The 23,399-nt window shown below is 63.0% G+C and carries 21 protein-coding genes and 1 tRNA gene; 10 read left to right on the forward strand and 12 right to left on the reverse strand.

Going from position 1 to position 23,399, the window contains the following annotated elements; genetic code table 11:
• Window positions 1-25: 25 nt before the first annotated feature.
• From hrcA to VB672_RS11235, 3 genes are all read left to right on the forward strand, one after another.
• Window positions 26-1,117 carry a heat-inducible transcriptional repressor HrcA gene (hrcA, locus tag VB672_RS11225; protein WP_329784275.1) on the forward strand — a complete coding sequence of 364 codons (1,092 nt, stop codon included), beginning with the start codon at window positions 26-28 and terminating at the stop codon, window positions 1,115-1,117.
• 153 nt (window positions 1,118-1,270) lie between these two features.
• Window positions 1,271-3,337 carry a sensor histidine kinase gene (locus VB672_RS11230; RefSeq protein WP_329784276.1) on the forward strand — a complete coding sequence of 689 codons (2,067 nt, stop codon included), beginning with the start codon at window positions 1,271-1,273 and terminating at the stop codon, window positions 3,335-3,337.
• 176 nt (window positions 3,338-3,513) lie between these two features.
• Window positions 3,514-3,921: a hypothetical protein gene (locus VB672_RS11235; RefSeq protein ID WP_329784277.1), complete on the forward strand. Its 408-nt coding sequence runs from the start codon at window positions 3,514-3,516 to the stop codon at window positions 3,919-3,921.
• 75 nt (window positions 3,922-3,996) lie between these two features.
• Here VB672_RS11235 and VB672_RS11240 read toward each other — a convergent pair whose 3' ends face one another.
• Complete coding sequence (locus VB672_RS11240; RefSeq protein ID WP_329784278.1) at window positions 3,997-5,346, reverse strand: APC family permease; 1,350 nt, start codon at window positions 5,344-5,346, stop codon at window positions 3,997-3,999.
• 174 nt (window positions 5,347-5,520) lie between these two features.
• Here VB672_RS11240 and lepA point away from each other — a divergent pair, with 174 nt between their 5' ends.
• Together lepA and VB672_RS11250 are read left to right on the forward strand one after the other, a co-directional pair.
• A complete protein-coding gene (lepA, locus tag VB672_RS11245) occupies window positions 5,521-7,326 on the forward strand; it encodes a translation elongation factor 4 (protein ID WP_329784279.1) in 1,806 nt (601 codons plus the stop codon).
• Window positions 7,327-7,598: 272 nt separating this feature from the next.
• Window positions 7,599-8,834 (forward strand): MFS transporter, encoded by a 1,236-nt coding sequence (locus VB672_RS11250; protein WP_329784280.1) that lies wholly within the window; start codon window positions 7,599-7,601, stop codon window positions 8,832-8,834.
• An 18-nt stretch (window positions 8,835-8,852) separates the two neighbouring features.
• On the opposite strand, the gene VB672_RS11255 is transcribed toward VB672_RS11250, so the two are convergent.
• The 9 genes from VB672_RS11255 to VB672_RS11295 form a co-directional block, all read right to left on the reverse strand.
• A complete protein-coding gene (locus tag VB672_RS11255) occupies window positions 8,853-9,632 on the reverse strand; it encodes an SDR family oxidoreductase (RefSeq protein WP_329784281.1) in 780 nt (259 codons plus the stop codon).
• A 72-nt stretch (window positions 9,633-9,704) separates the two neighbouring features.
• Window positions 9,705-10,130 (reverse strand): arsenate reductase (glutaredoxin), encoded by a 426-nt coding sequence (arsC, locus tag VB672_RS11260; RefSeq protein ID WP_329784282.1) that lies wholly within the window; start codon window positions 10,128-10,130, stop codon window positions 9,705-9,707.
• A gap of 82 nt (window positions 10,131-10,212) precedes the next feature.
• The gene (locus VB672_RS11265) at window positions 10,213-10,836 is read right to left on the reverse strand and encodes a hypothetical protein (RefSeq protein WP_329784283.1); all 624 of its coding nucleotides are present in this window, start codon (window positions 10,834-10,836) and stop codon (window positions 10,213-10,215) included.
• 171 nt (window positions 10,837-11,007) lie between these two features.
• The gene (locus VB672_RS11270; RefSeq protein WP_329784284.1) at window positions 11,008-12,096 is read right to left on the reverse strand and encodes a TRAP transporter substrate-binding protein; all 1,089 of its coding nucleotides are present in this window, start codon (window positions 12,094-12,096) and stop codon (window positions 11,008-11,010) included.
• Window positions 12,097-12,320: 224 nt separating this feature from the next.
• Entirely contained in the window at window positions 12,321-12,494 is a 174-nt protein-coding gene (locus VB672_RS11275) for a DUF1328 domain-containing protein (protein WP_152715814.1), read from the reverse strand.
• A gap of 75 nt (window positions 12,495-12,569) precedes the next feature.
• Complete coding sequence (locus tag VB672_RS11280) at window positions 12,570-13,661, reverse strand: ATP-dependent DNA helicase (protein WP_329784285.1); 1,092 nt, start codon at window positions 13,659-13,661, stop codon at window positions 12,570-12,572.
• Window positions 13,658-14,524, reverse strand: coding sequence for a DMT family transporter (locus VB672_RS11285; protein WP_329784286.1), 867 nt, complete (start codon window positions 14,522-14,524; stop codon window positions 13,658-13,660). Before VB672_RS11285 ends, VB672_RS11280 begins: the two co-directional genes overlap by 4 nt.
• A 401-nt stretch (window positions 14,525-14,925) precedes the next feature.
• Window positions 14,926-15,741, reverse strand: a complete 816-nt coding sequence (locus VB672_RS11290) for a hypothetical protein (protein WP_329784287.1) — start codon at window positions 15,739-15,741, stop codon at window positions 14,926-14,928.
• A 176-nt stretch (window positions 15,742-15,917) separates the two neighbouring features.
• Window positions 15,918-16,328: a PRC-barrel domain-containing protein gene (locus VB672_RS11295; protein WP_329784288.1), complete on the reverse strand. Its 411-nt coding sequence runs from the start codon at window positions 16,326-16,328 to the stop codon at window positions 15,918-15,920.
• A 305-nt stretch (window positions 16,329-16,633) separates the two neighbouring features.
• Between VB672_RS11295 and VB672_RS11300 the strand changes: the two genes are divergently transcribed.
• On the forward strand, window positions 16,634-17,797 hold the full coding sequence (locus tag VB672_RS11300; protein WP_329784289.1) for an SDR family oxidoreductase: 1,164 nt from the start codon (window positions 16,634-16,636) through the stop codon (window positions 17,795-17,797).
• Between the two features lie 106 nt (window positions 17,798-17,903).
• Window positions 17,904-18,815, forward strand: a complete 912-nt coding sequence (gene mepA, locus VB672_RS11305) for a penicillin-insensitive murein endopeptidase (RefSeq protein WP_329784290.1) — start codon at window positions 17,904-17,906, stop codon at window positions 18,813-18,815.
• Between the two features lie 72 nt (window positions 18,816-18,887).
• Here mepA and msrA read toward each other — a convergent pair whose 3' ends face one another.
• Window positions 18,888-19,547: a peptide-methionine (S)-S-oxide reductase MsrA gene (gene msrA / locus VB672_RS11310; RefSeq protein WP_329784291.1), complete on the reverse strand. Its 660-nt coding sequence runs from the start codon at window positions 19,545-19,547 to the stop codon at window positions 18,888-18,890.
• A gap of 84 nt (window positions 19,548-19,631) precedes the next feature.
• Window positions 19,632-19,952: a PetM family of cytochrome b6f complex subunit 7 gene (locus VB672_RS11315; RefSeq protein ID WP_329784292.1), complete on the reverse strand. Its 321-nt coding sequence runs from the start codon at window positions 19,950-19,952 to the stop codon at window positions 19,632-19,634.
• A gap of 206 nt (window positions 19,953-20,158) precedes the next feature.
• Here VB672_RS11315 and VB672_RS11320 point away from each other — a divergent pair.
• The 3 genes from VB672_RS11320 to VB672_RS11330 all read left to right on the forward strand — a co-directional run bounded on the left by VB672_RS11320 (window position 20,159) and on the right by VB672_RS11330 (window position 22,159).
• A tRNA-Ser gene (locus tag VB672_RS11320) sits at window positions 20,159-20,248 on the forward strand.
• 215 nt (window positions 20,249-20,463) lie between these two features.
• Window positions 20,464-21,336 carry a hypothetical protein gene (locus VB672_RS11325; RefSeq protein WP_329784293.1) on the forward strand — a complete coding sequence of 291 codons (873 nt, stop codon included), beginning with the start codon at window positions 20,464-20,466 and terminating at the stop codon, window positions 21,334-21,336.
• Between the two features lie 157 nt (window positions 21,337-21,493).
• Window positions 21,494-22,159, forward strand: a complete 666-nt coding sequence (locus VB672_RS11330) for a recombinase family protein (protein ID WP_329784294.1) — start codon at window positions 21,494-21,496, stop codon at window positions 22,157-22,159.
• The last annotated feature ends 1,240 nt before the right edge of the window (window positions 22,160-23,399 follow it).

The following is a 23,399-nucleotide window of genomic DNA, read 5'->3' on the forward strand; positions in this document are numbered from 1 at the left end:
ATTGTGAGAGCGTAGAACCCTTCGGATGCATCCAACCGGCCCCTTTTCCCATCTGTCGGAAACCCGCGCCATTGCGGAGCTGAACGACCGTTCCCGCGAAATCTTCCGCCAGATCGTCGAGAGCTATCTCATGACAGGCGAGCCTGTGGGCTCGCGCCATCTCTCGCGCATTCTGCCGATGACGCTCTCCCCGGCCTCGATCCGCAACGTGATGGCGGATCTGGAGGCGGCGGGGCTGATCTTCGCGCCCCATACCAGCGCCGGTCGCCTGCCGACGGAGACGGGCCTGCGTTTCTTCGTCGACGCCATGATGGAGATCGGCGACGTCACCTCCGAGGAGCGCTCGCGCATTGAGGCGCAAATGCGGGCGGCCGCCTCCGGCCATACCCTGGAAACGGCCCTGGCCGAGGCCTCGGCGCTTCTGTCGGGCGTCTCGCGCGGCGCCGGCGTGGTCGTGACCTCCAAGTCCAATGCACGCCTCAAGCACATCGAATTCGTCCGCCTCGACCCGAGCCGCGCCCTGGTGGTGCTCGTCTCCGAGGACGGCTCGGTGGAAAACCGCCTCCTCGATCTTCCGGCCGGGTTGCCGGCCGGCGCCCTGGTGGAGGCCGGGAATTTCCTGAATGCCCGCATCCAGGGCAAGACGCTCGGCGACGTCAAGGGCGAGATCCAGAGCCGCCGCGAGGACATGGAGCGCGAGCTCGACGCACTGACGGCAAGGCTCGTGGAGGCGGGGCTTGCCACCACGGTGGGACCGGCGGATTCCCGCCAGCTCATCGTGCGCGGGCAGGCCAACCTCCTCGACGACCTGAAGGCGGCCGAGGATCTGGAGCGGATCCGCCTGCTCTTCTCGGACCTCGAGACCCAGACCGACGTGATCGACCTGCTGAGCCGGGCCGAGGGTGGCGAAGGGGTCCGCATCTTCATCGGCTCGGAGAACAAGCTCTTTTCACTCTCCGGCTCCTCGATGATCGCCGCCCCCTTCCGCGACGGCAGCCAGAAAATCGTCGGGGTCCTGGGCGTCATCGGCCCGACCCGGCTGAACTACGCCCGCATCGTTCCCATGGTCGACTACACCGCCAAGGTGATCTCGCGCATCCTGGAACAGGGACGATAGGCGCGAACGGTTTCCGGCTGTGCCAAATCGGGTTCGGGGCGTGGCTCCGCGCGACGTCAGGCAGGACTCTTGCCGTTTGGCGTGTTATGGCAAAAATAAACGGCCGCGCCTTATATTTTGAGGAACGAGGTTCGGCTCCGGAGCGATCAAACAGTGGGCAAATCCATTTCGGTGTCGGGACTGGGCGGACGGAAGGCCGCCCGGCAGCATCTCCCGTCCGTGCGGTCGCGCCTCATCCTCCTTGCGCTGGTCCTGCTCGTTCCGGCGCTCGCGACAGCCGCCATCACGGTCTATGCCGGGTATCGCCACGACCGCGAGGAGATCGAGAAGCACCTTCAGGAGACCTCCCGTGCGCTGTCGCTCGTGGTCGACCGCCAGTTCGGCCAGGCCGAGGCCCTGCTCTGGGCGCTGTCGACATCGCCCCAGCTCATCGAGAAAGACTATGCGGAGTTCGATGCGAGGTCTCGCGCTGCAATCCGTATCCCGGGCACCTGGATTACCGTTGCGGACGATCGCGGTCAGGTCGTCAACACGCTGCTTCCGCCCGGCAGCCCTCTGCCGCTCATCCAAAGCAGGGATCATCGCCAGGGCCTGAGACCGGGAACGATTAGGATCAGCAACCTGTTCAACGGCTTCGTGGCGAAGCAGCCGACGGTCGGCATCGACACGCTCGTCACCGCCAGGGACGGGTCCGAGCTTTACGTCAGCATCAACATGCTGGCCGAAACGGTGAGCCGGGTTCTGGCGGATCAGGGCCTTCCTCCATCTTGGATCGGCGCCATCGTCGATCGCAACGGAACGGTGGTGGCGAGGAGCCGTGACGCCGATCGTTTCGTCGGCAAGCCCGCGACCCCTGAAAACGTGGTGCGGGTCCGGACGCAGGTCAGGCAAGGCGTCTTCGAGAGCGTCTCCCTGGACGGCATTCCGACCCTGCTGGCCCTGTCACGCTCTCCTGGCTCGGGGTGGTCGACCATCGTGGCGGTGCCACGCTCGGAGATCACGGCAGCGCCGTGGCGCTCCGCCCTGTATCTCACAACGGCCGGGGGGCTCCTCCTGACGCTTGGAACCTTCATGGCATGGCTGGTCGGCCGCAGCATCGCGGCGCCGGTCGGGAAGCTGGTCACCCTGGCACAGCGCCTCGGGCGCGGCGAACCGATCAGGGTCTCGGCAAGCGGATTGGCGGAGATCGACCGGGTCAGCGACGCACTCGCTTCGGCCTCGACGGAGCTTCGGCAACGCGAGGCCGCCCTGCGGGCAAGCGAGGCGCGCCTGCGCGCCACCCATGAGAACGCCGCGGTGGGAATCGCGGAAGTCGATCGGGAGGGCCGGTTCATTTCCGTCAACGAGGCCCGCTGCAAGCTGACGGGCCATAGCCGCGAGGAGTTGATCGGACAGCACTTCAGCCATGTCACGCAACCAGGCAGCGTGGATCAGGATCTGGCGCTCTTCTCCCGTCAGGTCGCAGGCGAGCTGGACACCTACACCACCGAAAGCCTGTTCATCCGCAAGGACGGCAGCAGCGGACGGGCCCGCGTGACGAGCACGGCCCTGCGCGATGCAGAGGGTTGCTTTCTGTATGCCGTACGCGTGGTCGAAGACATCACGGAGCGCTGGGCCGCCGACCGCCGTCAGAAATTGCTGATCGACGAGTTGAACCACCGGGTCAAGAACACCCTTGCTACCGTTCAGTCGCTGGCATGGCAGTCGAACCGCTCCGGCGCATCGCCCCAGGTGGCGCAGGAACGCTTTCAGGAACGCCTGCTGGCCCTCTCGCGCACCCACAACCTCCTCAACGAGACGCATTGGGAAGGCGCCTCGCTCAGGACCGTGCTGGAGACCGAGCTTGGGCCTTATCGGACCACTTCGTCACGGGTCACGATCGATGGTCCGGACGTGCATCTCGTGCCTAAGTCGGCGGTGGTCTTGGGCATGGCCTTCCATGAGCTCACCACCAACGCCGCCAAGTACGGAGCGCTCTCGACAGCCTCAGGCAGGGTCCAGGTCGATTGGACGATCGAGGGAGCGATCCTGACCGTCCATTGGCGCGAGCTGGGAGGTCCGACCCTTGAAACCCAGCCGATTCCGGGCTTCGGCTCGCGCCTCCTGCGGCAGACCATCACCCGGGAGCTTGCAGGAGAGCTCGATATCCGCTTCGAGCGGGAGGGCGTTTGCTGCACCATCGGCATCCACATCGGGTCGGCCGACCAGCAAGCTGCTTAGGCTTCGGTTGGGTCAGCGGCCCGTCCACGTCTCACCGGCGCGTCAGGAAGCGCGCAAGACGGTGAACTTTCCTCGGCCCGTGCTCAGAATCTGCCCGATAGGAAATAATCTTCTCCTGAGGCGTTGAACCTCCGGCCGTCGAGAGCGGCCATGTTTCCCTGACAGAGGAGGTTACCGTGAAGGCACTGACACTCATCGCCAGCACCGGTCTCATGGTGCTCGGCACCATCGGCTTGGCCCAGGCCCAGACGAGCGGCACACCCGGCTCCCCCTTCCCGAATGCTGCTCCGCACGAAATCCAGACCATCAACGGCGTGCCGTGCCGGACCATCCTCGACCGCGAGAGCAACCAGCGCATTCCCGTCCAATGCGCCAGCTCGGCCGGCATGATCGGCATGGATCCGACGACGACCGGCAGCGTTCTCGTCGGCCCGCGGGCCGCCGGGGCTCCCGTCTCGGGGACGCCGGCCTCCGCCTTCCCGACGGCCGCCCCGCACGAGATCCGGATGATCAATGGCGTGCCGTGCCGGACCGTCCTGGTCCAGGGCACCGATCAGCGCGTTCCCGTCGAGTGCGCCCGGTAATCATCTCTTTCTACAGCAGGCGCGGGACCCCGGTTCCACGCCTGCCCCAGGGCTACGACACCGGGTTCCGCGGAGCTAGGCGGTCCGTCTCTCGCTCTTCGGCCGGTACAGCGCATAGAGCAGGAAGATCCCGGCCAGCAGCGCTCCTGCGAGAGCCGGCGCGCGCCAGTCGCCGGTGATCACCCGCACGATCACGAGAGCCGCACAGACGAAGCATCCGAGAAGCGGCAGGATCAGCGGGATCTCGAAACGCCCGCGCGGCTCCCCTTCCCTGTTCTTCAGCAGCACCAGCGCGCCGTTCAGCAGCGCGAAGACGAGGAGCAGCAGGAGCACGGTAGCGGCGGCCAACTGGCCGATGGTGCCGATCACGGCCAGGGGCGCCACGACCACGAACAGGGCGAGGATCGCCAGATGCGGGGTGCGCCGGCTTGCATGAACGCGACCGAGCCAGGAGGGCAGGAGACCCTGATGGGCCATGCCGTAGGCCAGCCGCGAGGCGGTCACGTAGTTGACGAGGGCTGTGTTGGCGACGGCGAACAGGGTGATCAATGCATAGACGATGGGCGGTAGCCAGGGAGCGGCCTTTTGCATCACGGCCGTCAGGGGCCCGGGAGCCGCAGCGAGCTCCCGCCAGGGCAGCACGGAAACGGCCGTGATCGCGACCCCCATATAGATCACTGCTGCCATGCTCATGGCGGCGATCAACCCGATGGGAATGGTACGTTGAGGATCGTGGCATTCCTCTGCCACATTCAGCGAATCCTCGAACCCGATGAAGGCGAAGAAAGTGAGCACAGAGCCCTGCAGCACGAGCAGGATCATCACGTCGCTTGCGCCTTCTCCCGGCGGCGGCGTCTCCAGCAGATCGACCGTCCCCCAATAGCTGATGCCCACCGCCACGACGAGCAGCAGGCCGCCGGCCTCGATGCAGGTGCAGAGCACATTGACCCACATGGATTCCCGAATGCCGCGCAGCACCAGTCCGGTCAGGAGGAGAAGGAAGCCCAGCGCCAGCCAGGTCACCGTCTGCTCGCCCGTTCCCGTGAGGGAGGCGAGATTGGCGGCAAAGACCCGGGACTGGGTTGCGACCGAGGTGAGCGACGAGCAGGCCACCGCTAATCCTACAACGAAGCCCAGGAGAGGCGAGCGGTAGGCCCGTTCGGCGACATAGGCGGCGCCTCCGGCGCGAGGGTAGCGCGAGCCGAGCGAGGCATAGGTGAGCGCCGTCAGGAGCGCTGCCACGAGGGCCACCAGAAAGGCGAGCCAGACGGCATTGCCCACCTGCCCCGCCGCCTGCCCGATCAACCCGTAGACGCCCGAGCCCAGCATGCTGCCGAGCCCGTAGAGCGCCAACTGGAAGGAGCCAATGGAACGGTGCAGTTCTGGGCGGCCCGTGCCGTCAAGGTTGCCTGAATCGTCGGTCATCGCTGGGGTTCCGGCCATGGCGGCTTTCCCGGATTGTTGTCCTGTCCAAGGGGATGATAGGGCAAACCGGACCGTTGGCGACCGAAAAGCCCCCCGCCACGCGACACCGGCCTCCCTTGGCTTTGGGGGGCCACCCTGCTATTGCGGCCTGAACATTCTTATATCAGCAGAATTATGACCGCTCGCACCTTCGACAACATCCGCAACTTCTCCATCGTGGCCCATATCGATCACGGGAAGTCGACGCTCGCCGACCGCCTGATCCAGACCACGGGGGCGCTCTCGGCCCGTGAGATGACGGAACAGGTGCTCGACAACATGGATATCGAGCGCGAGCGCGGCATCACCATCAAGGCTCAGACCGTGCGCCTGGAATACAAGGCTCAGGACGGCAAGACCTATATCCTGAACCTCATGGACACTCCCGGCCACGTGGACTTCGCCTACGAGGTCTCCCGCTCCCTCGCGGCCTGCGAGGGCTCGCTCCTGGTGGTTGACGCCTCCCAGGGCGTGGAGGCGCAGACGCTCGCCAACGTCTACCAGGCCATCGACGCCAATCACGAGATCGTGCCGGTCCTCAACAAGATCGACCTGCCCGCCGCCGATCCGGACCGGATCAAGGAGCAGATCGAGGAGGTGATCGGCATCGACGCCTCGGAGGCTGTGCCGATCTCGGCCAAGACCGGCATCAACATCGAGGGCGTCCTGGAGGCCATCGTCCAGAAGCTGCCGGCGCCCAAGGGTGACCCGGATGCGCCGCTCAAAGCGCTCCTCGTCGATTCCTGGTATGACGCTTATCTCGGCGTGGTGGTGCTCGTGCGCATCGTCGACGGCACCATGAAGAAGGGCCAGATCATCAAGATGATGGGCACCGGCGCTACCTATGGCCTCGACCGTGTCGGCGTGTTCAATCCCAAGATGACCGAACTGGCCCAGCTCGGGCCCGGCGAGGTCGGCTTCTTCACCGCTTCGATCAAGGAAGTGGCCGATACCCGCGTCGGCGACACGATCACCGACGACCGCAAGCCCACCGCAGAAGCGCTTCCCGGCTTCAAGCCCGTGCAGCCGGTTGTGTTCTGCGGCCTCTTCCCGGTCGACGCGGCCGATTTCGAGAACCTGCGCGCCGCTATGGGCAAGCTTCGCCTCAACGATGCCAGCTTCTCCTACGAGATGGAAACTTCGGCAGCGCTCGGCTTCGGCTTCCGCTGCGGCTTCCTCGGCCTTCTGCATCTCGAGATCATCCAGGAGCGCCTGGAGCGCGAGTTCAACCTCGACCTGATCTCCACCGCTCCGAGCGTAGTCTATCACCTCAAGCTGCGCGACGGGTCGACCATCGAGCTGCACAACCCCGCCGACATGCCGGACGTGATGAAGATCGAGTCCATCGAGGAGCCGTGGATTCGCGCCACGATCCTCACGCCGGACGATTATCTCGGTTCGGTCCTCAAGCTCTGCCAGGATCGGCGCGGCGTGCAGATCGATCTCAACTATGTCGGCAAGCGCGCCATGGTGGTCTACGACCTGCCGCTCAACGAGGTGGTGTTCGACTTCTACGACCGCCTGAAATCGGTCTCGAAGGGCTACGCCTCCTTCGACTACCACATCTCCGATTACCGCGAGGGCGATCTCGTGAAGATGTCGGTGCTGGTGAACGGCGAGCCGGTGGACGCGCTTTCCATGCTGGTCCATCGCGACCGGGCCGAGGGCCGCGGCCGCGCCATGTGCGAGAAGCTGAAGGAGCTGATCCCGCCGCACATGTTCCAGATCCCGGTCCAGGCGGCCATCGGCGGCAAGATCATCGCGCGCGAAACCATCCGTGCGCTGCGCAAGGACGTGACCGCCAAGTGCTACGGCGGCGACGCCTCCCGCAAGCGCAAGCTGCTCGACAAGCAGAAGGAAGGCAAGAAGCGGATGCGTCAGTACGGCAAGGTCGACATTCCGCAGGAAGCCTTCATCGCCGCGCTGAAGATGGACACCTGAAGTCTCACCGAAGCCTTTGCAGCACAATGCGAGAGGCCCAGCTCGGTCATGAGCCGGGCCTTATTTTTGCCGTTTGCACTGCAGCAACAAATCCTGGAACCTGCCCTTTGCCCCGGAGTTCAACTCAGCGCGGGGCTTTGGTCTCTCTCATGATTGCAGGCTGAAGAACGGGGTCTTCGGACGCCGGGCTTCGGCGCGTCCATGGGTACGAGGCCGGACCTTTTCACACGCCGCACATCCGAGCCACAGGATCTCACTTTACAGGAGAACCCATGTCTTCGTCCCTGCGGGCCACGCTGCCGACGCTTTTCGCCCTCCTTCTCGGCTATGCTCTCATGCAGATCGGCAATACCCTGCAAGGAACGCTGCTGAGCGTGCGCGGAAGCATCGAGCAGTTCACACCGACCCAGATCGGAGCCGTGGGCTCCGCGTTCTGGGGCGGCATCGTGATCGGCTCCCTTTATGCCGGGCGCGTGATCCAGCAGGTCGGGCACACCCGCACCTTCGCCGCCCTGGCGGCCGTGGCAGCATCGACCGCACTCCTCCACCTCCTCGTGATCAGTCCGGCCGTCTGGATCGCCGCGCGGGCGCTGACCGGCTTCTGCTTCGCCGGGCTGTTCATCGTGGTCGAAAGCTGGCTCAACGCGTCGGCCTCCGCGCAAACGCGCGGACAGGTTCTCAGCGTCTACGGTATGGCCGGTCTGATCGCTGGCATCGGCGGGCAGCTGCTTCTGCCGGCTGGCGATCCTTACGGCTATCGGCTGTTCTGCTTCGTCGCCATCCTGATCTGCCTGGCTCTGGTACCGACTGCGCTGTCGCGGGCCACGGCACCGGCTCATGCGGTCAGCGACACGAAGATCAACCTGATGCAACTCTACCGCCAATCGCCCTTCGGCGTGGTGGCGGCCGTTCTCTGCGGCGTCACCACCAGCTCGTTCTTCGCGCTCGGCCCGATCTGGGCGCAGGAGCGCGGTTTGGACACCGCGGAGATCGCGATCTTCATGGCCTGCGGCACGCTCGGCGGCTTTGCCACGACCTACCCCCTCGGCTGGCTCTCGGACCGCATGGACCGGCGCCACGTGATCATCGGCGCTTCGGCGATGGCGGCCGGGATCCTGCTCGCGCTCATTCATTTCGTGCCGCTGACGGTGCCGGTGTGGCTCGTCTTCGTTTATGTCGCCATTTTCGGCGGCAGCGTGATCCCGACCTACAGCATCGTCACCGCCCATGTGAACGACATGGTGAAGCCGGGCGAGTTCGTGGCCGCAGCAGGTGGCCTTCTGATCCTGCAGGGGGTGGGCGCCACGATAGGCCCGATCATTTCCGGCATGGCCATGACGGAGTTCGGACGGCTGGGCCTGCTCTATGTCGTGATCATCGCCCAGGTGCTGATGGCGATCTGGGGCGCCTATCGCAGCCTGCAGCGCGCCGCACCTTCATCTGAGCAAAAGGAAACCTTCGTTCTCGAGCCATCTGTTCCCGTGGGCACGCAGCTGGAGGCGCATTGAGCCCCAGCAGGCCTGCTCTTACACCAGCAGCGACTGCCCGCCGTCGATCCACACCGGCGTTCCGGTGATGTGCCCCGCGCGATCGGAAGCAAGGAAGAGCACGAGCTCAGCCACCTCCTCGCTGGTGCCGGGCTCCTGACCGGTGAGCGGGATCGAGCCCGCGGGATATTCGGCGGGAACCTCCGCTTCCTCTGTGTTGCGTTTGTCGGTGTTGTCGGAGATCTCCGTGCCGATCTTGCCGGGGCAGACCACGTTGACGCGGATCTTGTGCTTGGCGAGTTCGACCGCCAGCATCTGCGCCATCGCCACCTGAGCGGCCTTGGTGGCGGAATAGGCGGTCGCGCCGGCGCTGGTAAAAGTCCGCGATCCGTTGATGGAGGCCGTGATGACGATGGAGCCTCCGGCCTTCTTCAGGTGCGGCACGGCATAGTGGAGCGTGAGATATGTGCCGCGCAGATTCGTGTTGATCGTACGGTCCCATTCCTGCGGCTGCAGTTCGTCGATGGGAGCCCAGACGCCGTTGATGCCCGCATTGGCGAAGACGATGTCGAGGCGGCCGAAAGCCTGCACCAGATCGGCCACGGCCTTGCGCATCTGATTGTCATCCGCCACGTCGGCTACGAGCGGGACAGCCTTGCCACCGGCCGCCTCGATCTCGTCGGCAACCTTCCGGATCTCATCCTCGGTGTGGCTCAGCACGCCGACCATGGCGCCCTCGCGCGCGAATCGCAGGGCCGTCGCCTTGCCGATGCCAGATCCTGCGCCTGTCACGAGCGCGACTCTGCCTTGAAGCTCCATGATGCTGCCTTCCTTCGAACGGGACTGTCTTGTCCCTGAACCGGAGGAAGCAGCGGCTTGTTCCCTTGGTATCTATGCCAAACCGACGCGGCGCCCGGCGGCATCGACCACCGGCTCGCCATCTTCCTTGACGAATTCGCCCTGTTGCGGCGGCAGGATGTCGAGCACGATCTCGGAGGGGCGGCAGAGCCTGACGCCCATGGGCGTGACCACGATAGGTCTGTTGATGAGGATCGGATGCGCCATCATCGCGTCGAGCAGCTGATCGTCGCCCAGAGAAGGATCACCGAGGCCGAGTTCCTCATAGGGTGTACCCTTCTCACGGATCAGGTCGCGGACGCTCACCCCCATACGGTCGATCAGCTGGCGCAAGAGCAGGCGCGTCGGCGGCGTCTTCACATATTCGATGATATGTGGCTCGATCCCCGCATTGCGGATCATTCCCAGGGTGTTGCGGGAGGTCCCGCATTGCGGGTTGTGGTAGATGATCACGTCCATGGCTTGTCCTGACGATGGGGCGGGCCTCGTGCTGGCCAATGTGCATCACGAATGGCCAGCGGCGAACGCCGAATGCGATGGGTCAGCCCTGGCAGGCCGCCCTGCCCTGCACCTTCAACCGTGCCAGCATGTGCTGTGTAAGCGCGTTGTAGGCCTCGCGGGTCTCGACGCCGGACAGGGACAGTTCGAGCACCCATTCGCCCGAGAGCGGCACGATCAGGGTCTCGACAGTGATGGCATGGGAGGCCATAGGCAGATTGGCATCGATCCAGGTGGCGGACCAGCGCGCAGCGCCGGCCTTGGAAGACAGGGAAACAGACTGGGCCGGACGCCCGAGAAGGCCCTCATAATCCTGCTGCAGGGCCGCGGCATCGCGGCTGACGAGATCGGGCTGCGGCATGTCCCGAAGCTCCCGGGCGGAGCGAAGGCTCAGAGAAAGCTCACCGTCGAAGGAAGCCGCCTTGATCCCGCCGTCCGCCCGCCGCCATTCATCCGGCAGAGAGAGCGAAAAGCAGAGATCCGAGGCCGCTCGTCCCGTCACCCAGGTCTGGCGTGTCATCGGATCGAACCGGACCTGCACGGTTTCGTTCGCGGAGGACGTGTCGAGAGGGGTATTGGCGGCCTGCGCGACCGAAGCGACGGCACATCCTGCCAGGATGATCGCCCTGCGGGGCCATGCTCCCCATTCCTTTACGCTGCGCACCATGGCCTCCAGCCGTAGCGAACCCCCACATCCAGGGCAACGCATCGAAAGCGCAACGGTTGCCTGTCCACAGCTACGCTTTTGAGCTCCCATGGAAGATTGTCCCGACAGGGAGCCCGTGGCGAGCCCGCAGAAAAAGAAAAGGCGGGCGGATGGCCCGCCTTCTGTTCGTCATCAGCCGCGGGCGCGGGCGCGGATCATGAAGGTGTCGTAGGCGTATTCGGCCACCTGGAACCAGAGATATTCCTCGTTCCGGAAGGCCCTGTAGCTGTCGTAGATCTTCTTGAAGTCGGCGTTCTTGGCCGAGATCTCGTCATAGACCTCGTTGGCGGCCTTGTAGGCCGCATCCATGATCTCCTGCGAGAAGGGCCGCAGCTGGGCGCCGTTTCCGATCAGGCTGCGCAGGGCCGCGGGATTTTTGGCGTCGTACTTGGCCTGCGTGTCCACGTTCACATAGCCCGCCGCCGCTTGGATGGCGGCCTGGTAGGTCTTCGGCAGCTCGTTCCATTTCGCCTGGTTGATGAACAAGTGAATCGCCGGACCGCCTTCCCAGAAGCCCGGGTAGTAGTAGTACGGCGCGACCTTGTTGAGACCGAGCTTCTCGTCGTCGTAGGGCGCCACCCATTCCGCGGCATCGATGGTGCCGCGCTCCAGCGACGGGTAGAGATCGCCGCCGGCGATCTGCTGCGGCACAACGCCGAGCTTGCCCAGGATCTGACCGGCGAGACCCGCGATGCGCATCTTGAGGCCCTGCAAGTCCTGGACGGTCTTGATCTCCTTGCGGAACCAGCCGCCCATCTGCACGCCCGTATTGCCCGCGGGCAGAGCATGGACGTTGTGCTTGGCGTAGAATTCGTTGAGCAGGGTGTTGCCGTTGCCCTGATAGAGCCAGGCATTCATCTGGCGGGAATTGAGACCGAAGGGCAGCGTCGTGCCGATGGCGAAGGTCGGGTCCTTGCCCACGTAATAGTAGGAGCAGGTATGGCCCATCTCCACCGTTCCGCTGCCGATGGCGTCGAGCGCCTGGGGTGCGCCGACGATCTCGCCGGGTGCGAAGGTCTGGATGATGAATTTCCCGTCCGTGGCCTCTGAGACGAGCCTGGCGAAGGTTTCGCCGCCGCCGAAAAGGGTGTCGAGGGATTTCGGGAAAGCCGAGGTCAGACGCCAGCGGATCTCCGGACTGGATTGAGCAATGGCCGGCTTGGCAACCGCTCCGGCGGCTGCACCGAGGGCAGCGGACTGGAGGAATGCACGACGTTTCATGGGCGTCCCTTTCATTCGTTTCGGTTTCAAGGCGCACATGAGACGGAAAGTTTCAACGCGACGCACTCAAACGAATAGTTGAGACGCCCCTATATCGGGGCGGGCGGAAGAAGGGAGGGCCTCCGAAGCAGGGACTTCATGCATCCAATGCATGCATTTCCCGGCCCCGAGACGAAGCTCGGAGCCGAATTCCCGATCTGCGCAGCGTCAGAGAAAGAAGGGCCTCAGAAAATCAGCTCGCCCGCACCCCAGGCAAGGAGGATCAGGAGGATGAAGGCAAGGAGGAACAGGCCGAACAGAACCTTGGCGATGGTCTTGGCCCCGGAGGCGACACCCGTGAAGCCCAGCGCTCCCGCCACCAGGGAGACCACCAGGAAGATCAGAGCCCATTTGAGCATGTCCGTATCCTTGTCGCTTATTGCTTAGCTATAGCCATAAGCGCCCAAGCTTGATCCGGTTCCGGCCATCGGCACTCAGATCACCACGATGACCTTTTCGGCCGCCCGGGTGAGGGCCGTGTAGAGCCAGCGGCTGCGATGCTCGCGAAAGGCATAGGACTCGTCGAAGAGCACGAGGTTGTCCCATTGCGAGCCCTGCGCCTTGTGTACGGTCAGCGCGTAGCCGTAGGTGAACTCGTCGGATTCCTTGCGCAGCACGAACGGCACCTCCTCTTCCGTGCCCTCGAAGAAAGCCTTGTGCACGGCGACTTCCACGGACCGGCGGCGGGCATCGTCGTCCGGCAGGACATCCATGCGGATGAAGTCGTTGCGGATGCCGCGCAGAGCCTGGATGGTCCAGGTGCCGCCGTTGAGCAGGCCCTTGGTCTTGTCGTTGCGCAGGCAGACGAGCTTCTCGCCCGCCGCCGGCATGGGGTCACGGTAGCCGTTCAACTCGCGCAGGCGCGTGTTGTAGAGGCGCCGGGTCTTGTTGAGGCCAACCAACACCTGATCGGCCGCCATGACGGCGGAGGCGTCGATCTCGCGACGGCGGATGATGCGGCTCTCGCCATACGTCCCCGGTTCCAGGCGCCCGCCTTCCCGAACGGTCATCGACAGATGAATGATGGGATTGTCCTTCGCCTGCCGGTGCACTTCCGTGAGCATCACGTCGGGCTCGCCCTCGGTGAAGAAGCCGCCGCCCTTGACGGGCGGCAATTGCGCCGGATCGCCGAGCACGAGAACGGGCTGCCCGAAGGAGAGCAGATCACGCCCCAGTTCCTCGTCCACCATGGAGCATTCGTCGATGATGATGAGGTCGGCCTTGGAGGCCGGGCTCTGGCGGTTGAGCACGAATTGCGGACCGTTCTCGTCCGACTCCCGCGACCGGTAGATCATCGAATGGATCGTCGAGGCATCCGTGCAGCCCTTGGTGCGCAGCACCAGTGCGGCCTTGCCGGTATAGGCGCCGAAGGCCACCTCGCCGTCCACGTTCTTGGCGATGTGCTTGGCAAGCGTCGTCTTGCCCGTGCCGGCATAGCCGAAGAGGCGGAACACCGGACGGTCGCCGCGGCGAAGCCAGTCGGCGACGGCCTTGAGGGCGGCATCCTGTTGCGGCGACCAGGTCATGCGGATTTCGCCTCGCGCTGCAGGGAGTAGAGAAGGCCGATGATGATGATGCCGCTGCCGAGGAAGACATAGGGGTCGAGCGGCTCACCATAGAGCTGCCAGCCGACGAAGGCGATCAGCGGAATGCGCATGAAGTCCAGCGGCACGACCATGGTCGCATCGCCGCGACGGTAGGCGTTGGTCAGGCAGTAATGCGCGAGAAGACCGCCGACGCAGATGCCGACGAGAGCGAGCGTATGGGACGGCTGGACCTCGAGCCAGAAGGCCCGGCTCACGCCTACGAGGTTCATGGGAAGCTGCAACAGGTTCATGAAGAACAGGATCGAGAAGGTGCTCTCCGTCATCGTCAAACGCTTGGTCATGATCGCCACGAGGGCAAAGCTGAAAGCGACGCCAAGCATCAGGAAACTGGCCGGCTGCAAGGTTTCCAGCCCCGGACGCAGGATCACGAGAATGCCGATGAACCCGAGCACGATGGCAACGAGGCGCCCTCTGGTCATGTGCTCCTTGAGCAGCGGGATCGCGAGCAGCGCGACCCAGGCCGGCGTGGTGAATTCGAGCGCGAAGACGGTTGCGAGCGGGAGGAGCGTGAGGCCGAACGCCCATCCGTCGGTGCCGAGGAAATGAAGGACGTTGCGCGCAAGGTGCAGCGGGAAGCGGCGCGGCTTCAAGCCGGGCCGCAGCTCTGGCCGGAGCAATGCGAGCACGAGCAGGATCAGGACACCGGCGGCGTTGCGAACGGCCAGCATCTCGAAGATCGAGAAAGTGGGCGCGAGTGCGCGCACCGCGACGGCCGTTGCGGAGAAGGAGAGGAGCGCGCCGCTCATCCAGAGGACGACGGCGAGAATGCTGCGATGGGGCACGGCGGTCCAACCGATGTGAGGGTCTCCTCGCTTAACCTGCCGCCGCCACCGCGTGAAGCCTCCATCGGCATTCGTTCGAGCGACCAACACGCACATGAGGTGCAAACCTGAAGCGAGCCACGATCAGCCTCTCACGGCAACAGGCCGTCGGATCGATCATCGCGCGTGATTCTCGACGCGCTCAGCGCTCCTCTTGCGGCTTTTCGAGTCGATCCTCGAAAATTTTTTGTTCCACGCGTGAGAGGATCCCGGGATGAGCAAAAGCCGCCTTAGACCCTCTCCAAGTGAAGAGGATTCGTCCTGCGATGTTTAATATGCGTTAAGACATCCGAATACTCTGAAGGGCGATACCATCATCTTTATCATTGGGTTAAGTACCTGGGAGTAAATAACAATTTATACTACCTCATGCTGCACGCCGGCACATCCAACGATGTCGATGTGCCTGAGGAAGCGGCTCTAACTGTCTCATCTTGAAACCGATATTGAGTCTTAGATCTGCAAGTGCAGAGAGACATGCCGAGATAAATATCCACAGAAAAAGTGAGCATTCTACTGTCTACACTTTTCGATAATCGGAACCCCCTTGGTATAACGACGTTGCCTTGCAAGCGTGACGGTTGCACGCGAAGGCCCTTGAAGGAGGCGGCAATGCCGACAGACACCAAGTCTAACCCGCTGACAATGCTGTTCACGGGAGACACCGGTGCGACCAGCACCAAGAAGACCGCTAAGAAGAGCAGCGCTCGCCGCAGCTCGACCAGCACAGCCAAGAAGGCTGGAGCGAAGAAGACCGCTGCCAAGAAGTCGGCAGCGAAGTCGACCTCCCGGTCGGCGACGAAATCTTCCGCCAAGTCCGGCGCGAAGAAGACCACCGCTAAGAAGACCACTGCTAAGAAAACCACCGCGAAGTCTGCTGCCAAGAAGACCTCGGCCCGTTCGTCGGCCAAGTCGGCAGCGAAGAAGACCACCGCCAAGAAGACTGCTGCCAAGAAGACGACCGCTAAGAAGACTTCGGCCAAGTCGGCCGCTAAGAAGTCCTCTTCTCGTTCGACTTCGGCTCGTCCGGCGGCCCGGAAGTCTGCCTCCCGCAGCTCCAGCCGCGGTGCGGTGAAGTCGGCCTCGAAGGCGCGCAGCGCGTCGAAGTCGACCCCGAAGCGCGCTGCTGCCGCTTCGAGCCGGACCTCTTCCACGAAGAAGTCGGGCACGGTTGCCAAGCGGTCTTCCGGCTCCCGTTCCTCGAGCGCTCGCAAGAGCCCCTCGAAGTCGCGGAAGCGCTAAGACGAGCATGCCGCAAGCGCCGGGATAGGTTCCTTCCTGTCGCCGGCGCCTGCGCAAAAAAATCGCCCGGTGAAAGCCGGGCGATTTTATTTCTCCAGGGTGGCGCTCCGGGTTACCGGCCCGTGCTCATCGGATCACTTGCCCCCCAATAGGGCGTGGCGTTGTAGTAGCGATGAACGTGCTCTTCCCATTCCCGATCGTAAGAAGCGTCATGTCCTTCCGCGCTGCGGCGGGGCGCTCCGCGCAGCTGGTCCTCTGACAGGTTCAGCTCATAGGCGTCGAGCTCGGTGTTGTACTTCAGAACAGTCCAGGGAAGCGTGTAGTATTCCTCGCCGAGCCCCATGAAGCCGCCGAAGCTCATGACCGCATAGGCAACCTTGCCGGATCGCTTCTCGATCATCACGCGCTCGATCGTCCCGATCTTCTCGCCGTCCGAGCGGCGCACCGGCGTTCCTTCGACCTTGTCGCTGGCAATCAGGCTGTGGGTTTCGCGAACGTCGCTGCTTTGTGCCGTCGTCTGCATCACTTCGCTCCCTTCATGAGTGAGATCCAAGGCATCGGACGCAAAAGTGGACCCACTTTTGGGATCCATCCGATGCTTCTTCCTTAAACTGGCGCATCGCCGGGCGCGAAAAACCGGGGCCACTTTTCCGCACGATGCGCTAGGGCAACGCTCGGGTTGAAAAGCAGGTTCCGGCTTTGGGCCGGAACCCTAAGGATTTCAACCTTCTTGGCCGTTCCTTCGCGCCAAGCGCTGCCGTAGGAACCCCCTTCCCGACCTCACGTTGACCCACGTTTACGAAACCTGAGGACGTGAAGGAGAATGCCATGGCGGTTCGCCAGAAGCCGGTTGGAGACCAGGTCGTCGTCATCACCGGGGCATCCAGCGGTATCGGACTAGCGACGGCCCACCTGTTCGCCGAACGCGGCGCCAAGGGTCTCGTCCTGGTTGCCCGCAACGAGGACGCCCTGCGCAAGATTGCCGACGAGCTCAGCCATGGGACGACGCGCGCCATTGCGGTTGCGGCGGACGTCAGCAAGCGCGAAGATCTGGAACGGGTGGCGCGCACCGCCATCGAGACTTTCGGCGGCTTCGATACCTGGGTGAACGATGCCGCGGTGGCGCTGTACGGTACCCTCACTGAGATCCCGATGGAGGACCAGCGCCAGCTCTTCGACGTGAACTACTGGGGCGTCGTCAACGGCTCGATGATCGCGGCGGAGCATCTGCGCCATCGCGGCGGCGCCATCATCAACGTTGGCAGCGTCCTGTCCGAGCGGACGATGATCCTCCAGACCCAGTACTCGGCCTCCAAGCATGCGGTCAAAGCCTTCACGGACGGGCTGCGCATGGAACTGGCGAACCAGGGCGCGCCGGTCGCTGTCACCCTGATCAAGCCGTCGTCCATCGATACGCCTTACGTCGAACATGCCCGCAATTACCTCGACCGGGACAATGCCGTTCCGCCGCCGGCCTATGATCCTCATCTCGTCGCCAAGGCCATCGCGTATGCGGCCGAACACAACCGCCGCGAGATCACGATCGGCTTCGGCGGCTGGATCATCGGCGCCATGGGCAAGGTCGCGCCTCACCTCGTCGACAAGGCGATGGAATGGACGGGCTATGGTTCGCAGACGACGGACCATCCCGAACGGCCCGGAATGCGCGACAACCTCTATCAGGCCCGCGAGGACGGCGACATGTATTCGTCCCTGCCGGGAGAACCGCGCAAGACGAGCCTGCTCCTCGAAGCTCAGCTCCACCCGCTCGTGACGGCGGCCGTGCTGGCCGGCGTCGCCGCGGGCATCGCCGCCCTGTTCCTGCCATCCCTGGCGGGAGGCCGGAAGCCGAAGCGCTTGAACAAACGGCCGACGCCGCGCTACCAGCCGGCCATGCGCCGCGCCGGCAACGGTCATGACAAGCGCACCTTCGGACCGGGACACATCAGCCAGCGAAGCCCTTACGAGGGACGCCCGCAGCCCCGGCACTGACGAATTGAAGGGGCCGGGTCTAGGATCCGGCCCTTCTTCTTGAGAGCGACAAGATGGCCGCATGCGGCACGTTCCGGAGTCGAAGCTTGCAGGCTAGCCTTGCCGCATGACCCCGATTCGCTCTCTCGCCTTCACGCTCGCTCTTCTCATCGGTGGCACCGCCGCCGCGCAGGACAGGGGCACCCTCGACCCGAAGCCGCTGCCGCCGCTCGCTAATCCCGGCGATCCCAGGCTCGCCGCGAAGGAGCTGTTCGGGCGGCGCGCCACGCCGGCCGATCTGCGCTCGCGATCCATCGGCAGCTATGCCCGAGGCTGCGTGGCCGGGGCGGCGGCGATCCCGATCGACGGCGAGAACTGGCAGGTCATGCGGCTCTCCCGCAACCGCAACTGGGGTCATCCGCAGATGATCGGCTTCCTGCAGCGGTTCGCCACCCGCCTGCCGGGCATCAACGGATGGCCGGGTCTTCTCGTCGGCGACATTTCGCAGCCGCGCGGCGGACCGATGATCACGGGCCATGCCTCGCACCAGATCGGCCTGGATGCGGATATCTGGCTCACTCCCATGCCCAACCGCCGCCTTTCGCGGGGCGAGCGGGAGGAGATGTCGGCCACGAACGTGGTGCGCGACGACTGGCTCGATGTGGATCCGGCCCGATGGACGCCGCAGCACACGGCCGTCATCCGCGCCGCCGCTCAGGAAAGAGGCGTCGCCCGGATCTTCGTGAACCCGGCCATCAAGAAGGCGCTGTGCCGGGAAGCGGGAGCGGACCGGAACTGGCTGACCAAGGTAAGGCCCATGTGGGGCCACAACTACCATTTCCATATCCGCCTCGCCTGCCCGGCCGGCGAAGCAGGCTGCTCCGATCAGGATCCGCCTCCGGGCGGCGACGGCTGCGGGGCGGAACTCAATGCCTGGTTCACGCCCCAGATGCTGCGTCCGAAGCCCGGCAAGCCCCGCCCGCCGCTGACCATGGCGCAACTCCCGAACGAGTGCCGCACCGTTCTCGAGGCGCCTTGAGACGCGATCCAGAGAAGCGGCCTACATCCTTCCGGATGCAGGCCGCCTGACGCTCTCGGATAAGATGGCGTCCTATTCGGCCGCCACGCCGACGCCGATCTGGCAGGACACGCCGGTGCCGCCGAGGCCGCAATACCCGTTCGGGTTCTTGGCCAGGTATTGCTGGTGGTAATCCTCGGCGAAGTAGAACGGTCCCGCGTCGAGGATTTCCGTGGTGACCGGCCCGTAGCCCTTGCCGGCAAGGGCTTGGCCGTACGCCGCCTTGGACGCCTCTGCGGCCTTCCTCTGATCCTCGTTGAACACGTAGATCCCGGAGCGATACTGGGTGCCCACATCGTTGCCCTGGCGCATGCCCTGGGTCGGATCGTGGTTCTCCCAGAAGGTCTTCAGCAGGGCCTCGTAGGACATCGCCTTCGGATCGTAGACCACCAGCACGACCTCGTTGTGGCCGGTGAGACCCGTGCACACTTCCTCATAGGTCGGGTTGGGCGTCGTGCCGGCGGCATAGCCCGCGGCGGTGATCCAGATGCCGTCACCCAGCTGCCAGAACTTGCGCTCCGCGCCCCAGAAGCAGCCGAGGCCGAACAGGGCCTTTTCCATGCCGTCGGGATAGGGCGGCTGAAGCGGACGGTCGTTGATGAAATGCCGTTCGGCCGTTGGGATCGGGCTGGCGCGGCCGGGCAGAGCCTCGGCGGCGTTCGGCAGGTCAAGTCGTTTGCGGAAGCTGAACATGAAGGTCCCTCGCGTGACCTCGCTCATGTAGGCACGGCTACGCGCCTGCGGGAGGGCCCCGGGACGTCACCTTCCCGTGAAAACTCAGCGGCCCGCGAGGTACCCGATCGGCTCCAGCGGCTTCTGGCCCAGCCACATCAGCAGGGCTCCGACCAGGAAGGCCGATACCGAGGCAGGCATCTGCAGGACGTAAGTGGCGATCGGATCCCACAACCAGGGATAGCCGCGCTGCGCGATGCTTCCCTCGAGCGACGCCATTCCACCCGGGGAAAGGATGCCGATCACCTTTCCGATGGATGCGAACGATACAGCATTGTTGACGATGGATCGCGTCCCGTCGATCACCAATCCGATAAATCCGGCTGCGATCAGCAGGAGGCCAAGGCTACGCGCTAGGAACTTCAAGGGAAGATACCTCTATGAACAGAGGGGGAATATCTAGAGCGTTTTGTCGCAATGGCAAAGGCGATTCAGGCTAAATTGACTCAAGTTCGGTCTTGCCTTTTGCCGTGATTTAGCGATACACGGGCGCTCCGCAGACGCATGCGGAGAACCGACCGGCCCGTGTCGAACGGCGCTGCGAAGGTTCCTGGAGCCCAAGGGGCTCTGTTGGAGGGGTGGCCGAGTGGTTGAAGGCGCACGCCTGGAAAGTGTGTATACGGGAAACCGTATCGCGGGTTCGAATCCCGCTCCCTCCGCCATTGCTCATCAGGCTAGTTTAACCCCTTGAAATAACTGGCGATCTTCGCCCGAGAGCTTCGGGGCTCCCTACAGGTTTTACCTACAGTCTTCCCACACATAGGGTCCATTGCGCTATGTGATTTGTTGTGGGTTGTGGCTCCTCTCCATCGAACCCGCGTGCTGAGCCGCCTGCTGTGGTTTAGAAATGGCATAAATCTCGAATGTGGGGGCAGGTGTGCAACACATTAACCTGAGCTTTTTCGTCGATCTTGGAGCGTCGCTCAATGCATTTGGGGCGCTAGGAAAACAGCAGCAAAGCTCGCTCGCGGATGCATACAGTCCCCTTGCTGACTTAGACACTCGCTTGGAAAAACTCCTGAATGGGGACCCTATTCGCTTAGAGACCGCTGCCCATTCAGCAAGAGAGCTATTCACACCGCTCCGAGCTTTGCTTCGCCGCCACTACTACGTCTCAGACACGGACCAGCTCGATTGGGGAAAGGATTGGAACACCAACTTCATTGCAGATTGGGAGTTCTTGACCCTGAAAAGGAAAGTCGAGGCGTTTCAGCACGTAATGGCGGCAGAGTTTCAGAACTCTGCTACGTTCTATGTTCCGCAAAGAATGGGGTATCACACCCCTACCCTGATCCTTAATGCTACCGTTTGTGCCGGACTCTGGGACGAGCCCCGCTTCCAAGGAGTAGCGAGACACGACTTTAACGAGGCCGGGAAGTGCCTGGCATTTGGGATGCCGACCGCAGCCGGTTTCCACGCTGCTAGGTCGGTCGAGGCGATCCTGATCCTTTATTATGAGGCTTTCTGCGGTCCCCGCCCGGAACGTCTCATGATGGGAGACGCCATAAGAGCATTGGAAGCAAAGGTGGACCCAGAGGGGCCTCTTTCTCCAAGTCGCAAGGTTCTCCGAACCCTACGAGAAATCAAGGACCTGGACAGGAACCCGTTGGCTCACCCTGACGCTACGCTAGACATGATCGAAGCTAAGGCGCTGTTCGACCTAGCTGGCATTGCAATCGTTTCCATGCTCCGTGGAATGTACAACCTTGAACGGGCGAAAGCGGGCTCAGCATCAGATACTGCCGCCTAAAGTCGGGACTTTCTAGCTGGAAAATCTCAGACCCCTTCTCCGCTAAGGAGAAGCCGGAAATCCCCCCTTGGGGTGGACTTGTTGAGCAGGGTCTTGACTAAATCTCTGCCGATCCTTTACGTTTGTCTCAACGTTCGTTGAGAGATACGTAAAGATCATGAAAGCTGTCGCTTACTATCGGGTTTCGACAGACAAGCAGGGTCAGTCCGGTCTCGGCCTTGAGGCACAGAGGGAGGCTATACGGGTCTTCCTCAACGGCAGGGGTTGGCCTCCTATTGCTGAGTTCACCGAGATTGAGAGCGGTAAGAAGGCAGACCGCCCTGAGCTTATGAAGGCACTTGAGGCTTGTCGGCTCTACAAGGCGACCTTGGTTATCGCGAAGCTGGATCGTCTAGCCCGAAATGCTGCCTTTCTACTGTCTCTGAGAGACGCAGGAGTGGACTTCGTGGCTGTGGACATGCCCGATGCTAACCGCCTTACGGTGGGCATCATGGCCCTTGTAGCTGAAGATGAAGCTGAAAGGATTAGCCAAAGGACGAAGGCCGCCCTCGCCGCGGCAAAGGCCAGAGGGAGAACCTTGGGTGGGTTCCGAGGCTATCGGCCCTCGACCGCGGACAGGTCCAAGGGTGTGGCCTCTCGACAGGCTCGGGCAGATGCTAAGGCCGACCTTCTAGCACCCATTGTCAGGGACCTTCAGGGAGCCGGGACGTCATCCTTAGCTGGGATCGCTAAGGCGCTGAATGACCGGGGTATCACGACTGATCGCGGGGCCAAGTGGCATCCAACCTCCGTGGCGAGGCTCTTAGCGAGGATGGGGAGCTAACAGGGAGCTAACAACCTCTGTAGACCGGTCTTCAGTCCAATACTGATTAACCCTCACCTTCAGGGGGAATACTGATCATGTTCCACCTCCAGTGAAGAAGATTAATGATTTACCGCCCTATCTCAGGAGAAGGTGTTTAGGTTGGACCTCCAGAAGAGGACACTCACTGATACAGGGGCAGTGAGGTGGTTACGGGGGACTACAGGGGGAACTTAGAGTTTCCTTAGAGTAACTTGAGACTGCTCAACCAAGTTATCTCACTTCTACTCCCTCTCCTTGTTAGATCACTTTGAGAGAGTTCCCTTATTAGGGGAGACCAGAAGAAGGGGCTCCATCTCATTCACACTTTAAGTCCGAGTGTCTAGGAAGACATCGCGTCTCGTTAACGAGGTGTCTTCCTCGGCCTTCTGGCTGATAACCCTCAAACATAGTCTTCTCAACCGAGCGGGCATCTTCGGGCACACGGATCGACCGCCTGAGACTGTATCTGCGATGACGTTGAGAAGACCTGGGCGAGGGTTTGATGGTCGTCAACGTGATGATGGATTGAGGGGCTGTGTCTTACTGGCACGGCCTCTTTCGATTTTCAGCATCACGAATGTTGGAGCCCGTCCGTCTCCTTATCAGTTCAACCCAATCACCAGTAGATTATTCCATGCCGCTCAAGCCACTCCGCGCCCCTGTCAGGTCCATCGACGCTGACGGCAGAGAAGTCGTTCTCGTCCAACTCGCAAACACCGATAAGTTCGCGAAGCTGTTCCCTGAAGACTGGGAACGCATCGTTGCCGCTGGCTACTCGCCCAACTGGGCTTGGAACTGTCGGGCTGTTCGCATCCCCGACTATCGCGCCAACACCCTCCGCGCTCCTCGCATTATCGCCGGTGTCACTGGAAGCCACCTCCGTGTCGTCCAGAAGGACCGAAATCCCCTCAATCTCCGCCGGGACAACTTGATTGTGAAGCCAGTCACGACCCGTCGCGAGACCCACTAGCCAACCCACGTCCGCTATAAAGCGGAACTAGCCTCACCGTGTTTGCAAGTTATCGGGCAGCATAATCGCTGCACCTACAGCACAGTCATCACACAGACCCTCGGGGAGAAGTCTCCGGGGTTTTTCTTTCCAATCTATCATCGAGAAAAAGAACACATGCCATACAAGGACCCTGCCATAAGGCGGGAGCGCAGGCGCGACTACATGCGTGATTACATGCGCCGGAAAAGAGCAAAGCCCCATAACTCC

It is taken from the genome of Microvirga sp. CF3016 (assembly GCF_036314085.1).
In the GTDB taxonomy this organism is placed as follows: Bacteria; Pseudomonadota; Alphaproteobacteria; order Rhizobiales; family Beijerinckiaceae; genus Microvirga.

Coding starts and splice junctions, on each gene's coding strand:
- hrcA (WP_329784275.1), top strand. CDS start 26: ATGCATCCAACCGGCCCCTTTTCCCATCTGTCGGAAACCCGCGCCATT.
- VB672_RS11240 (WP_329784278.1), bottom strand. CDS start 5,346: ATGACCGACGATTCAGGCAACCTTGACGGCACGGGCCGCCCAGAACTG.
- lepA (WP_329784279.1), top strand. CDS start 5,521: ATGACCGCTCGCACCTTCGACAACATCCGCAACTTCTCCATCGTGGCC.
- VB672_RS11250 (WP_329784280.1), top strand. CDS start 7,599: ATGTCTTCGTCCCTGCGGGCCACGCTGCCGACGCTTTTCGCCCTCCTT.
- VB672_RS11255 (WP_329784281.1), bottom strand. CDS start 9,632: ATGGAGCTTCAAGGCAGAGTCGCGCTCGTGACAGGCGCAGGATCTGGC.
- arsC (WP_329784282.1), bottom strand. CDS start 10,130: ATGGACGTGATCATCTACCACAACCCGCAATGCGGGACCTCCCGCAAC.
- VB672_RS11265 (WP_329784283.1), bottom strand. CDS start 10,836: ATGGTGCGCAGCGTAAAGGAATGGGGAGCATGGCCCCGCAGGGCGATC.
- VB672_RS11270 (WP_329784284.1), bottom strand. CDS start 12,096: ATGAAACGTCGTGCATTCCTCCAGTCCGCTGCCCTCGGTGCAGCCGCC.
- VB672_RS11275 (WP_152715814.1), bottom strand. CDS start 12,494: ATGCTCAAATGGGCTCTGATCTTCCTGGTGGTCTCCCTGGTGGCGGGA.
- VB672_RS11280 (WP_329784285.1), bottom strand. CDS start 13,661: ATGACCTGGTCGCCGCAACAGGATGCCGCCCTCAAGGCCGTCGCCGAC.
- VB672_RS11295 (WP_329784288.1), bottom strand. CDS start 16,328: ATGCAGACGACGGCACAAAGCAGCGACGTTCGCGAAACCCACAGCCTG.
- VB672_RS11300 (WP_329784289.1), top strand. CDS start 16,634: ATGGCGGTTCGCCAGAAGCCGGTTGGAGACCAGGTCGTCGTCATCACC.
- mepA (WP_329784290.1), top strand. CDS start 17,904: ATGACCCCGATTCGCTCTCTCGCCTTCACGCTCGCTCTTCTCATCGGT.
- msrA (WP_329784291.1), bottom strand. CDS start 19,547: ATGTTCAGCTTCCGCAAACGACTTGACCTGCCGAACGCCGCCGAGGCT.
- VB672_RS11330 (WP_329784294.1), top strand. CDS start 21,494: ATGAAAGCTGTCGCTTACTATCGGGTTTCGACAGACAAGCAGGGTCAG.